The sequence below is a fragment of the Flexivirga caeni genome (assembly GCF_003724155.1).
Classification (GTDB): Bacteria; Actinomycetota; Actinomycetes; order Actinomycetales; family Dermatophilaceae; genus Flexivirga; species Flexivirga caeni.
Map to the genome: position 1 here is coordinate 222,074 of NZ_RJJQ01000001.1, position 12,572 is coordinate 234,645.

Annotated in this window: 11 protein-coding genes; 4 read left to right on the top strand and 7 right to left on the bottom strand. The window is 67.8% G+C overall.

Annotated elements, in window-relative coordinates:
* Positions 1 to 83 precede the first annotated feature (83 nt).
* A complete protein-coding gene (locus tag EFY87_RS01100; protein ID WP_123269835.1) occupies positions 84 to 635 on the top strand; it encodes a GNAT family N-acetyltransferase in 552 nt (183 codons plus the stop codon).
* Between the two features lie 3 nt (positions 636 to 638).
* Here the strand turns inward: EFY87_RS01100 and lysS are convergent, their stop codons facing one another.
* From lysS to EFY87_RS01135, 7 genes are all read right to left on the bottom strand, one after another.
* Positions 639 to 2,381, bottom strand: coding sequence for a lysine--tRNA ligase (lysS, locus tag EFY87_RS01105; protein WP_123269456.1), 1,743 nt, complete (start codon positions 2,379 to 2,381; stop codon positions 639 to 641).
* A 48-nt stretch (positions 2,382 to 2,429) separates the two neighbouring features.
* The gene (locus tag EFY87_RS01110; RefSeq protein WP_123269457.1) at positions 2,430 to 2,699 is read right to left on the bottom strand and encodes a hypothetical protein; all 270 of its coding nucleotides are present in this window, start codon (positions 2,697 to 2,699) and stop codon (positions 2,430 to 2,432) included.
* Between the two features lies 1 nt (position 2,700).
* Positions 2,701 to 4,005, bottom strand: coding sequence for an adenylosuccinate synthase (locus EFY87_RS01115; protein WP_123269458.1), 1,305 nt, complete (start codon positions 4,003 to 4,005; stop codon positions 2,701 to 2,703).
* A 43-nt stretch (positions 4,006 to 4,048) separates the two neighbouring features.
* Positions 4,049 to 6,505, bottom strand: a complete 2,457-nt coding sequence (gene ptsP, locus EFY87_RS01120) for a phosphoenolpyruvate--protein phosphotransferase (RefSeq protein WP_123269459.1) — start codon at positions 6,503 to 6,505, stop codon at positions 4,049 to 4,051.
* A 15-nt stretch (positions 6,506 to 6,520) separates the two neighbouring features.
* Positions 6,521 to 7,147 carry a dihydroxyacetone kinase subunit DhaL gene (gene dhaL, locus EFY87_RS01125; protein ID WP_123269460.1) on the bottom strand — a complete coding sequence of 209 codons (627 nt, stop codon included), beginning with the start codon at positions 7,145 to 7,147 and terminating at the stop codon, positions 6,521 to 6,523.
* 2 nt (positions 7,148 to 7,149) lie between these two features.
* Positions 7,150 to 8,154, bottom strand: a complete 1,005-nt coding sequence (gene dhaK, locus EFY87_RS01130; protein ID WP_123269461.1) for a dihydroxyacetone kinase subunit DhaK — start codon at positions 8,152 to 8,154, stop codon at positions 7,150 to 7,152.
* Between the two features lie 66 nt (positions 8,155 to 8,220).
* A complete protein-coding gene (locus tag EFY87_RS01135) occupies positions 8,221 to 9,174 on the bottom strand; it encodes a helix-turn-helix domain-containing protein (protein ID WP_148043199.1) in 954 nt (317 codons plus the stop codon).
* A 127-nt stretch (positions 9,175 to 9,301) separates the two neighbouring features.
* Between EFY87_RS01135 and EFY87_RS01140 the strand changes: the two genes are divergently transcribed.
* The 3 genes from EFY87_RS01140 to EFY87_RS01150 are packed head-to-tail and all read left to right on the top strand — an operon-like array spanning position 9,302 to position 12,561.
* A complete protein-coding gene (locus tag EFY87_RS01140; protein WP_123269463.1) occupies positions 9,302 to 10,738 on the top strand; it encodes an extracellular solute-binding protein in 1,437 nt (478 codons plus the stop codon).
* A complete protein-coding gene (locus EFY87_RS01145) occupies positions 10,735 to 11,688 on the top strand; it encodes a carbohydrate ABC transporter permease (RefSeq protein WP_123269464.1) in 954 nt (317 codons plus the stop codon). Before EFY87_RS01140 ends, EFY87_RS01145 begins: the two co-directional genes overlap by 4 nt.
* Positions 11,689 to 11,697: 9 nt before the next feature.
* Complete coding sequence (locus EFY87_RS01150; protein ID WP_123269465.1) at positions 11,698 to 12,561, top strand: carbohydrate ABC transporter permease; 864 nt, start codon at positions 11,698 to 11,700, stop codon at positions 12,559 to 12,561.
* The last annotated feature ends 11 nt before the right edge of the window (positions 12,562 to 12,572 follow it).

The window sequence follows — 12,572 nt, forward strand, 5'->3', positions numbered from 1 at the left end:
CTTCGCTCCTTGCGGGAGGGGTGGCCGGCACCACCGTGGAAAACTGGTCGCGCTGCGTCGCCACCCGTGCTCGACTGACACCCATGCATATTCGCCGTGAGCACCCGGACGACTTCGACGCCATCCACGAAGTGGTCACGGCGGCCTTCGGCCGGTCCGGCCGGCAGCCCGACCACGGACCGCAGGTCGCGGCCCTGGTCCGCACTATCCGGGCCGACGACTGTTACCGACCGGCCATGGCATTCGTCGCGATGGACGGACCCGAGATCGTCGGGCACACGATGGTCGACGGCTGCTGGGTCCGCAGCGCCTCGGGGGACCGATCGATCGTCATGCTGTCCCCGCTCGCGGTCAAGCCCAGCCACCAGGGACGCGGCATCGGCACCGCGCTCGTCGCTGCAGCCGTCGCGGCAGCCGACCTAGGGGGCGAGCCACTCGTCGTGCTCGAAGGCAGCCCGAAGTATTACGGCGCAAGAGGTTTCGAGCCCGCCGGCGCACACGGCCTGACTCTGCCACTGCCTGGCTGGGCACCTGTCGAAGCTGCCCAGGTCAGACTGCTCGCGACATACGACCGGGCCGATGCGAGGTTGCGCGGTGAGGTGATCTACCCGGCACCGTTCGCGGACCTCGACTGATCGTCAGTCGCCGAGCAGCATCCGCACCCGGTCGGCGCCGATCGCGAGCAGCAGCGTCGGCAGCCGTGGGCCGGTGTCCTTGTCGACCAGCAGGTTGTAGAGGAGCTTGAAGAACTCCCGCTGCGCCGCGCCGAGCTCCTTGTCACCTTTCACGATCTGGTCCGCCGCCAGCCCGCGCTGCACCTTCGGCACGCCGTAGACCTGGTGCGTCAGCCCGTCGAGCGACCAAGCGCCTTCGAGCGCCGGAAGCTGGCCGTCCTTGCCGTTCAGCAGGATCGCGAGCGCGTCGTGCTCTGCGTCCGTGAGCGACTCGAGGCGCGCGGCATCCGGTGCCGTCCGCACGACGGTGCGGTCTTCGTCGGCCATCTGGGTCGTGACCCAGTGTTCGACGCACGTCAGCCGCGGGCGCAACTCGTCCAGCGACGTCACCGGGTCCTCGGCGTCAAGCGCACCGACGATGCGCAGCGTCTGCTCAGCATCCCCGGTGGTGATGTCGACGATCGATGCCAGCGTCCGGTAGGACACCGGCCGCGGCGTGACCGCCAGCACACCGACCGCGGTCGACGTGGCGCGTGTGTATGCCGCGAGATCGCCCGGCTGTCCCTTGCCCGACGCGACCTTCGCGCCCAGTGAGTCCCACTCGTCATACATCCGCTCGACCTCGGCGTCGAAGGCGACGCTGAACGACGCAGCCGGCTTGCGACGCGCGTAGAGCCAGCGCAGCAGCTGTGGCTCCATGATCTGCAGCGCGTCGGCCGGCGTCGGCACCCCGCCCTTGGACGAGGACATCTTGGCCATTCCCTTGATGCCGACGAAGGCATACATCGGGCCGACCGGCCGCTCCCAGCCGAACATCGGCGCAAGCTCCTTGCCGACGACGTATGACGACCCGGGCGACTGGTGATCCACCCCGGACGGCTCGAAGGTGACCTTCTCGTAGGCCCAGCGCATCGGCCAGTCCACCTTCCAGACCAGCTTGCCGCGCCGGAAGGTGCGCAGGTCGACCGTCTCGGTGAACCCGCACCGGCAGGTGTAGGTCATCGCGGTGGTCGCGTCGTCATAGGCGGTGACGGTGGTGAAGTCGGTGCCGCACTCGCTGCAGTAGGGCCTGTAGGGGTAATAGCCGCTCTCGCCGCGGCCGTCGTCCTCGGCTGCGGCACCGGACCCGGCCTCCGCCTCGGCTGCTGCGGCAGCCTCCTCTTCGGAGAGCTTCGGCGCCTTCTTCGCCTTCTTCGGACCCAGCGTGCGGTATTGATCGAGCACCTTGTCGATCTCGCTGCGCTGCGACATGGCGAAGAGGATCTGCTCGGTGTAGGCGCCGGAAAGGTACTGCCCGGTCTGGCTGATGCCGCGGTAGGTGATGCCGAGTTCGCCAAGGCTGCGTTCCAGCTGGTCACGGAAGTGCTCGGCCCAACTCGTGGCGGCCGACCCTGCCGGCGGCGGCACGTCGGTCAGCGGCTTGCCGATGTGCTGCTCCCAGGACTCGTCGACGCCGGGCACGTTCGGCACCTTCCGGAAGCGATCGAAGTCGTCCCAGCTGATCAGGTGCTCGACCTCGACCCCGCGGCGGCGCACCTCGTCGGCGACCAGGTGCGGCGTCATGACCTCGCGCAGGTTGCCGAGGTGGATCGGCCCCGAAGGTGAGATGCCCGAGGCGCACACGACCGTGGTCCCCTTGGCCTCCGCGTCAGCGATGGCTTCGTCGGCAAGTCGGGACACCCAGTCGTCACGTTGCTGATCGGTCACAACCCGCTAGTTTACGGGCCGGGCTGTAGTGCTCTCGCCAGAGCCGGGTCAGCTGACCTGGATCGCCCAGTCGAGCAGGAAGAGACCGAAGAGCAGCAGCGGTATGGCGCCGGCCATCAGACAGCCCGCCTGCGTCGAGCGTCCGCCGCGCTCATCACCCTCCGGCAGCGCGGCAGCCTTGCGCCGCATGCGGAACCAGCCGACGACGCCGACGACCGCACCGCCGAGGAATGCCACCACGAGGATCCACAGGGTGATCCGGAAGGCGAGCGGCGGCGTCTTGCCGCTCAGCGTGCGCGCTGCGAGCTCGGTCAGCACCTCAGCCCTCGAGCAGATCGTGCCGGACGATGACTTCCGAACGCCCCGGGCCGACGCCGATCACCGAGATGCGGGCGCCGATGCGCTGCTCGACGAACTCCACGTAGGCGCGGCAGTTCTCGGGCAGTTCCTCATAACGCCGGCACGCGGAGATGTCCTCGAACCAGCCGGGCAGTTCCTCGTAGATCGGGGTCGCGTGGTGGAAGGCGCTCTGGTCGGCGGGCATTTCGTCGTGCCGGACCCCGTCGACGTCATACGCGACACAGACCGGCACCTGCTCCAGACCGGAGAGCACGTCGAGCTTGGTGAGCACGAAATCGGTGATGCCGTTGATGCGGTGTGCGTAACGGCCGATGACTGTGTCGATCCAGCCGCACCGCCTCGGGCGGCCGGTCGTGACGCCGAACTCCGCACCGGTCTTGCGCAAGTATTCGCCTGAGTCGTCGAGCAATTCGGTCGGGAACGGCCCCTCGCCGACACGGGTTGTGTAGGCCTTGAAGATGCCGATCACCGAGGTAATCCGGGTGGGCGGGATCCCGGCGCCGGTGCAGGCGCCGCCTGCTGTCGCGTTGGACGACGTGACATAGGGGTAGGTGCCGTGATCGACGTCCAGCAGTGTCGCCTGCCCAGCCTCGCACAGGACGATCTTCCCAGCGTCCAGTGCGTCGCTGACCTCCAGCGAGGTGTCGGCGACCATCGGGCGCAGTCGCTCGGCATACTGCAGCAGCTCGCTGGTGACCTCGTCGACACTCATCTCGCGCCGGTTGTAGAGCTTGACCAGGATCTGGTTCTTGACCTCCAGCGCCGCTTCGACCTTCTGCCGCAGGATCGACTCGTCGAAGATGTCCTGGATCCGGATGCCGGTGCGGTTCATCTTGTCGGCATACGTCGGCCCGATGCCCCGGCCGGTGGTGCCGATCTTCTTGGAGCCAAGGAAGCGTTCGACGGTCTTGTCGAGCACCCGGTTGTATGCCGGGATGACGTGCGCGTTGCCGCTCACTCGCAGGGCCGAGGTGTCGATGCCGCGCGCCTGCAGCCCGTCCAGTTCCTCGAAGAGCACGCCGAGGTCGACCACCACCCCGTTGCCGATCACCGGCGTCACGCCGGGCGACAGGATGCCGCTGGGCAGCAGGTGCAGGGCGTACTTCTCGCGACTGCCGTCCGGCTGCTCGATGACGACTGTGTGACCGGCGTTGTTGCCGCCGTTGAACTTCACGACGTAGTCGATGCGGTCTCCGAGGAGATCGGTCGCCTTGCCCTTGCCTTCATCGCCCCATTGGGCACCGACGAGCACGATCGCTGGCATGTTGCTGCCTTACGTTCTGTATGTGACCTGACGGTGCCTCACGTTACCGGGCGGGGCGCAGCAGCTCCCGAACGGCCGCCGCCGACGGGGCGGCGAGCGCCTGCTCGGCCAGCGCCCGGGCGGCCGCGAGCGAGGTATGACGGACCGCCTGCTTCACCCCTGGCACCACCGGTCCGACCGCGCTGAGTTCGTGCACCCCGAGCCCGAGCAGCAACGACACCGCCTCGACCCGGCTGGCCAGATCACCGCACACGGCGACCGCGACCCCATCCGGGACATGATCGGCGACGTGTCGAATCAGTTGCAGCACAGCGGGATCCAGTCCGTCGGCGAGCTGACTGACACCGTCGTTGCCCCGGTCGGCGGCGAGCGTGTACTGCGTCAGGTCGTTGGTCCCGATGCTGACGAAATCGAGCCCTCGCGCCAGTTCGGCGATGCGGATGGCGGCAGCCGGCACCTCCACCATGATGCCGACCGGGATCGGATCGGCGCCGAGCTCCGCCCTGACTGCCGCCAGTCGTTCCAGCGCCCAGTCGACCTCGTCGCGCGTCGTGACCATCGGGAACATCACTCGCACCGGTGTCTGCTCCGCCGCGCCGCAAATGGCCCGCAACTGGTCGTCGAAGAGGTCGGGCACCTGTCGCATCAGCCGCAGACCGCGCACACCGAGCATCGGGTTCGCCTCGTCCGGACCGGGCAGGAACGCCAGCGGCTTGTCGCCACCCACATCCCAGGTGCGAATGGTGATCTGCTGCCACTGCAGCCCGCTCGCAATGGCCAGGAACTCCGCTGCCTGCCTACCCAGCGAGGGTGCAGCGCTCTCGGCGCCGAAGACGATCTCGGTCCGCACCAGCCCCGAGCCTTCGGCTCCGGTCGTTCCAGCACCGATCGCGTCCCTCGCGCTGGTGATGTTGGCAGCGACGCGCACGCGGACTCCGTCCGCAGTGACGGCCGGCTCGTGCGCTTGACCTTGTGCCTCGTCCGCCTCCGACTGCCGGGACTCGAGCAGGGCCCGGAGCCGACTGGTCTCGTCGGCGTTCGGGCGAACCACGAGAAGCCTGCTGGCAGCGTCGAATCCGACGATGTCGCTGTCCGCGATCCCGGCTGCGGTGGCACCGCCGCCGGTGAAGATCGGGATACCCCGCGACCGTGCCACAATCACACCATGTCCGGTGCTGCCGCCACGGACTGTGACGACCCCGGCGACGGCGCCCGCGTCGAGGCCGGCCGCCGTCGCCGGGTCGAGCTCGTCAATGACCACGATCGCGCCTTCGGGGACCGCCTTCGATTGCGGCAGAGGGGCGTTCGGTCCCGCGACGAGGGTCTGCAGCACCTGGCGTAGCACCGCCCGCACGTCCTGCGCGCGCTCCCGCTGGTAATCGTCGGCGAGGGCCGCGAAATCCGTGGCGACGCCGCCGAGCACCTCCTGCCAAGCGGTGGTAGCGGGGTCGCCGGACGCGATCCGGCCCGCGACGCCCGCCCGGATGGCGTCGTCATCCAGGAGCGCCAGGTGCGCGCCCAGGACGTCGCTCGCGAGCGGGTCGTCACCCTCTTGCCGGCGTATGGCGTCGGCCACTCGCGCCGCCGCTTCGTCCGATCGCGTGAGTTCCTCACCCGGCGAACGCGATTGGTAACCCTCAACATTCACCTCATCCCGGACCACGTGCGCAGGCCCGATCGCGACGTCGAGACCGGATCCTCGCGAGAAACCCGTGGCCGTCCCGCGCACTGCGGCCGGCGATGTCGACGCCGCCTGCGCAGGAGCCTCTGGGGCGAAGTCGCGAGCGGCGAGCACCTCCACCGCGGCGAGCACCTCGCGCGCCTGCGGCCCCTCGGCCGACACCCGCAGGCGCGTGCCGCGTCCGGCATCCAGCGTCGCGAGCTTGCTGAGACTGGTCCCGGACACGGGAGCGGTGCCCGCGTCCAGGTTGGCGACCGTGACCTGCGCATCGAAGGAACGCACCAGCGCCACGAGTGCCGCCGCCGGGCGCGCGTGCAGCCCGTGCGGTTCGTCAACGACGACGTCGACGAACCGGGCCGGTCGGTCAGCCGGCGACGAGGGAGCAGGCGCGTCGTCATCTTCGCCGTCGTCGTTGTCCGCGAGATGCGCCTGCTTCGCGGCCAACCCCTCCTCCGCCTCAGCCGCAACCTCAGCCAGGTCCGCCCCGCCCGCAGCCGCCACCACGGCCGGCACGATGCCCTCGACGAGCGGTGCAGGCGAGATCGTGACGCGCTCCGCGAGCTCGGGATCGACCAGCTCACAGGCGAGTTCGGCGCTCAGCACCGAGCTGCCGATGTCGACGAGCACCAGCACACCGTCCGTGTCCGCGGCGACGTGTTCGATCGCGGAGGCGACCTCGGTGGCGTCGGTGCCGAAGGTGGTCTCGTCCAGCCCGGCAGCCACCGCGAGCGGAGGCGGAGTGGCGGCCATCTCGCGGGCGAGCGCCACGACTGCCTCGCCGAGCGCGCGGCTGTGGGAGACGACGACGATGCCGATCATGGCCGGGCGCCCACCTCACCCAAGGGTCTCGGCCGCCGTCTCGAGCAGCAGCACCGTGGAGGTGGCACCGGGGTCCTGGTGACCTGCGCTGCGCTCGCCCAGGTAGCTTGCCCGCCCCCTGTGCGCAACCAGTGGCGTCGCGCTGTCCCGGCCCTGGGCGGCAGCCTCAGCCGCCGCCGTCAGCGCGGCACCGACACCGGATGATGCCGCGGCGTCATACGCCTCGACGGCGGGCACCCAGGCATCGAGCATCGTCTTGTCACCGACCGCGGCCTTGCCGCGCTGGACGATGCCGTCCACGCCCGCGTGCAGCGCGACCCCGAGCCCCTCGGCGTCCACCGGTCCGGCGCCCAGCTTGCCCCCGAACCGCAGGAAGAAGGTGCCGTAGAGCGGGCCGCTCGCACCGCCCACCGAACTGACCAATGTCATCCCGACCTTCTTGAACAGGTCTGCGGGAGAAGTGAATTCGCCAACATCGAGCGCATCGACCACTGCCGTCATACCCCGGTCCATGTTGCTGCCGTGATCGGCGTCGCCGATGGCCGAGTCCAGCTCGGTGAGCAGCGGCGCGTTGTCGTGTATGACGCCGGCGTACCGCCGCATCCAGTCGCTGAACTGGTCAAGGTCAACCGTGTCCCCCATCGCTACGCTCCCCACCGGAGGCCGGGCGTGTTGACCGGGGCATCCCACAGGTCGACGAACTCGTCGTCGGCCTTGACCAGGGTGACGGAACATCCCGCCATCTCCAGCGAGGTGATGTAGTTGCCGACCAGACACCGGGCGATGCCGATGCCTGCCTGCTCCAGCAGGCGGTGCACTTCGCCATACATGAGGTAGAGCTCGATGAGCGGCGTGCCGCCCATTCCGTTGACCATGGCAATCACCGAATCACCTGTGCCATAAGGCAAGTCGGTCAGGATCGGATCGACCAGCAGTTGCGCCGCCTCGCGCGCGGATGCCAGGGGCACCCGCTTGCGCCCGGGCTCGCCGTGGATGCCGATGCCGAGCTCCATCTCGTCCTCGCCCAGCTCGAAGGTCGGCTTGCCGGCCGCGGGCACCGTGCACGAGGTGAGCGCCAGGCCCATGCTGCGACCCGCCGCGTTGACCCGATCCGCCAGCGCGGCGACCTCGTCCAGGGACCTGCCGCTCTCGGCGGCAGCGCCGACCAGCTTCTCCAGGATCACCGTGGTCCCGACTCCGCGCCGACCGGCGGTGTAGAGGCTGTCCTGCACGGCCACGTCGTCGTCGACGACGACTGATCGGACTTCGACAGCGCTCTCCGCGGCCGCGAGCTCGGCTGCCATCTCGAAATTCATTACATCGCCGGTGTAGTTCTTCACGATGTGCAGCACCCCAGCTCCGCCGTCGACCTCGGTCGTCGCGGCGAGCAGCTGGTCCGGCACCGGCGAGGTGAAGACCTCGCCGCAGCACGCGGCATCCAGCATGCCGGGTCCGACATAGCCGCCGTGCAGCGGTTCGTGCCCGGAGCCACCGCCGGAGATGAGCCCGACCTTGCCCTGCCGCGGGGCGTCCTTGCGATAGATCACCTTGTGCTCGTAATCAATTCGCAGGCGGTCGCCATGAGCTGCCTCCATCCCCACGAGTGCTTCAGCTACGACGTCGGCCGGATCGTTGATCAACTTCTTCATGCCTTCATCGGACCACTCTTCACGGCGGCCGACAAGCGAATCGGCTGATACCACCGTTGCCGCTCGTCAGGACTTCTGCCGCCGCTCGGCGATGCGCAGCGCGAGCTGGAAACGCGTGGTGACGCCGTGCTCGGTCATCAGCCCGGCGATCCGGCGGCGGACCGTGCGCAACGAAACCCCCATCGCGCGCGCGATGGCCTCGTCGGTCAACCCCTGCTGCATCCAGTCGACGAGGGCGCCGGACGTGGTGTCCGGACGCGTCTCCGCGGGCGCCGCGGCCGCCCAGAGCCGGTCGAACAGCGCGATGAACGCGGCCACCACCATCGGGTCGCGCAGTACGACGTAGTCGCCACCCTGCTGACCCCACTCGGTCGAGCCGATGGCCACTTCTTCGCCGAAAACATAGAATTCCGAGGGCAGTTCGCCGACGACACGTTGCTGCTCACCGAGACTCGCCCACTCCGCGAGCGCACCGGCATACTGCTGCAGCGCGTCCGGGAGGTAGAGGGTGCGCTGCTCGCGACCAGCACTCAGCTGCTGACGCACGGTGGGGAAATCACCGGCTGCGAGAGGCGCCCCCGGTTTGGCCCGCCGGATGACGCCGACGGTCGACGCCACCAGGTGCTCGTAGACCGAACCGAACACCGCCTGGTCCACGCGCTCCCGCAGCGGCTGGTCCGAAGCCTGTGACTCCTGACCTGCCCGGTGATCCGTCACGAACGCATCGATCGCGTCCCGCACCCGCGCGAGATCCTGCCGCCGGGTCGCCAGCCGTGCTTCCTCCGCGCTCACCACGCGCTCCAGCGCGGCCCGCGGGTGGTCCGCCACCACTTCACCGAGGCCGGTCACCCGCACCAGCCGCCGCGCCCGCAGTTGCTCGATCGCGTGCTCGGCCTCGTAATCGGTCCAGCCGAGCTGCGAGACATGAGTCGCCAGAGTCAGCCCCGGGGCGCGCAGCACGTGTCGGTACAACTCCTCGCCCTGCGGCCCGACACCGAGCACACCCAGCCTTCCCTCCACGCTCCTAGGGTATGGCGAGAGGCGTCTCAGGACGCGCCGGAAAGAAACTCGCGAGTAGCACTTGACGCCGGGATCCGGCATCCAGCATTGTTACCTAACTCGATTTAGGTGATTTGGAGCACACTTCATGACAGACATCACCAGACGCGTCGCCCTCGGCGCCGCAGGTGTCGGCACGCTCGCCGCGCTGACCGCCGGCTTCCCCCGGCTTTCCGGTCTCGACGTCCCGGGCAGGCACGGCAACGCACTGCGGATCGCCCTGTTCGGCACGCAGCAGCAAGCCGCGCAACAGGACGCACTGATCAAGGCGTTCCAAGCCGAAAACCCGGACATCAAAGTGGTGATGATCCCCATCCAGGCGTCTGACTGGGGCGGGTTCTTCGCCAAAGTGCTGACCATGGTCGCGGCAGGAACCCCACCCGACGTCGTCAACGTCGCCACCGAGGGCGCCCAGTTGTTCGCCGCCAAGCTGGCCGAACCGCTGGACGACTACATCCGCCGGCCGGCGGAGCGTGCCGCGATGCAGGATTACTTCTCGGACGTGCATCCCAGCCTGATCGAATCCTTCATGTACAAGGGCTCGCTCTACCAGCTACCGGCCAACTTCAACGCGGCGAACATCTTCCTGAGCAACACCGCGCTGCACAAGGCGGGTTACGACTACCCACCGGACGACTGGACCAAGGACGACTTCGTCACCATGCTCCGGGCGATCAAGAAGACCAACCCTGGAGCAGTCCCGTTCTACTGGGCCAACCGCATGTGGGGCGGCGTCACGCCGTGGCTCTACATCAACAACACCTCGATCCTGCGGGAGACCAAGTCGCCCGCAGGCGCTGCCGCCGACTGGCTCTGGAACGGCTTCTACAAGGGCGTTCCTGCGGCGCAAGGCCGCAGTGGAGGCCCGCTCTGGCTGGAGGCACAGGCCACCATCCCATCCGTGGAAGAGACGTTCGAGCTGCTGCGCGAGATGGTCAAGGACGGACTGTCCAGCAGCCCCGCCTCCGGTGGCGGCGGGGCGCTCGTGCCGCAGTTCGCCAGCGGCCGGGTGGCCACCACCACGGCGGGCGGCTACTGGGTGGACGGGCTCGCTCAGGCCGGCGTGAAGAACGACCAGTATGACGTGCAGTTCATGCCCAAGTGGAAGTCGCAGTCACACCAGTTCGGAGCTTCTGGCTGGTCGATGATGCGGTCTTCTTCCCGGAAGGAACAGGCCTGGGCCTGGCTGAAGTTCATCTCCAGCCGCAAGGGCATGTACCTGTCCGCACCGAAGCCCACCACCACGCCCTGCCGTCGCTCGCTATGTGCGGGGAGTGTGGAGATTGACGGCGTGACTCACCCGTTCTACTCGGCGGAGGGTCCCAAGCACTGGAAGGTCTTCTACGAGACCCTGGACCGCTTCCCAGGCACTGGGCCGTTCACTGCACCTCCCAGCGAGCCGGCTATCGAGCTCGCCCTCGACAAGAACACCATCAATGCCGTCGGCGGCAGCGCGAGTCAGATGCGATCCGCGTTGCGCTCACTGCAAGGTGACCTCACCCGCGCATTGGAGACCAGGGCATGACCGACATCACTGCGACCACACCGGCCCGGGCGGTACCGGACAACACGGCCCCACAGGAAGATGCCGCAACGATCCTGCGGCGCAAGGAAAAGCGGATGGCTGCCGTCTTCCTGGCGCCCACCGTGATCGGCCTCGGCCTGTTCGTGGTCGTCCCGATCATCGCTTCAGTAGTGCTGGCGTTCTTCCGCTGGGATGTGATCACCAGCCCGAAGTGGGCCGGCCTGGACAACTTCCACTCCCTGTTCAGCGACCCGACTCTGCGGTCCGCATTCGCCAACACGATCTTCTTCGTGGTGACCACGGTGATCCTGCAGCTCGCTGTCGCACTCGGCCTGGCCGTGCTCGTGCAGGGGATCATGCCCCGGTGGCTGCAGTCGACGCTGCGGTCGGTCTTCTTCTTCCCGATCATCCTGTCCGCGGCCTCTGTGTCGATCATCATGTCCTACCTGTTCAACCAGCAGTTCGGACTCGTGAACACCTACCTCAACGACCTCGGGCTCGGCAGCATCCCGTGGTTCACGAACGGCTTCAGTGCCCAGGTGATGATCATCCTGATCTACGTCTGGCAGAACTTCGGGTTCACCTTCCTGCTCTTCCTCGGCGGGCTGGCGAGCATCCCGCGGGACGTCTATGAGGCGTCCTCGATCGACGGCGCCACCGGCTGGCGGCAGTTCCGTCACATCACGCTGCCGCTGCTGTCGCCGACCACCCTGGTGGCATCGGTCATGGCGATCATCTCGGCGCTGCAGATCTTCGACCAGCCCTACGTCATCACTCAGGGCGGCCCGGGCAACTCCACCGAGACCGTGGTCATGGTGATCTACCAGGACGCCTTCGGTCAGTTGCAGTTCGGCACGGCCTCAGCGATCGGGGTGCTGCTGACGATCGTGATCATGCTGGTCACCGCGCTGCAGTTCCGTCTCTCCCGTCGCTTCGTCTACTACAGCTAGGAATCCGTCATGGCAACGATCACCGCGGACCAGCCGTCCGCAACCAAGAACCGCAGACCGTTCCGCTGGGCCAACGCGCCGAAGACCGTCGTCATCGTCGTGGCACTGATCCTGTGCCTCGGCCCGATGCTATGGACGCTGCTGACCTCGATGCGCCCGGCCAACCAGGCGCTCGGTGGAGCACCGATCAGCTTCAGCCATCTGTCCTTCGACTCCTTCCAGCAGGCGTTCAAGCAGGTCGACATGTGGCTGCTGATCCTCAACAGCGTGCTGGTCACCGGCCTGGTGACCATCTGCCAGATGCTCACCGCGGGTCTGTCGGGATATGTCTTCGCCCGCATCCCCTTCCGCGGCCGGGGAGTGCTGTTCTCGGTCATCCTGGCCACCATGATGGTGCCGATGCAGGTGACAATCATCCCCATCTTCATGATCATCCGTGGCATGCAGCTTTCGGACACCCTGTGGGCGCTGATCATCCCGGCGATCCCGACCGCCTTCGGCACGTTCATGATGCGGCAGTACTTCATGACGCTGCCGCCGGAGCTGGCCGAGGCTGCCGCCATCGACGGGGCCGGGCCCTGGCGGACCTTCCGGTCCATCTACGCACCGCTCGCGGCACCCGGGCTGGCCATCGTGGGCATCCTGGCCTTCAACGGCACCTGGAACGACTTCTTCCGGCCACTGATCATGGAGATGTCGTCGAAGAACTACACACTGCCGCTCGGCCTGGTTTCCCTCCAGGGCAATATGGGCAGTGGCAGCGTCGCGGTGGTGCTCGCCGGTGTGGTCATCTCGGTGATCCCCGCAATCCTGGTCTTCGTCTTCGGCCAGCGCGCGCTGCGCGAAGGCCTGACGACCGGCAGCTTCCGCTGATCAGATCCACC

Excerpts from the sequence above, each read along its gene's own strand:
- EFY87_RS01100 (WP_123269835.1), top strand. The coding sequence starts at position 84 with ATGCATATTCGCCGTGAGCACCCGGACGACTTCGACGCCATCCACGAA.
- EFY87_RS01115 (WP_123269458.1), bottom strand. The coding sequence starts at position 4,005 with ATGCCAGCGATCGTGCTCGTCGGTGCCCAATGGGGCGATGAAGGCAAG.
- ptsP (WP_123269459.1), bottom strand. The coding sequence starts at position 6,505 with ATGATCGGCATCGTCGTCGTCTCCCACAGCCGCGCGCTCGGCGAGGCA.
- dhaL (WP_123269460.1), bottom strand. The coding sequence starts at position 7,147 with ATGGGGGACACGGTTGACCTTGACCAGTTCAGCGACTGGATGCGGCGG.
- dhaK (WP_123269461.1), bottom strand. The coding sequence starts at position 8,154 with ATGAAGAAGTTGATCAACGATCCGGCCGACGTCGTAGCTGAAGCACTC.
- EFY87_RS01140 (WP_123269463.1), top strand. The coding sequence starts at position 9,302 with ATGACAGACATCACCAGACGCGTCGCCCTCGGCGCCGCAGGTGTCGGC.
- EFY87_RS01145 (WP_123269464.1), top strand. The coding sequence starts at position 10,735 with ATGACCGACATCACTGCGACCACACCGGCCCGGGCGGTACCGGACAAC.
- EFY87_RS01150 (WP_123269465.1), top strand. The coding sequence starts at position 11,698 with ATGGCAACGATCACCGCGGACCAGCCGTCCGCAACCAAGAACCGCAGA.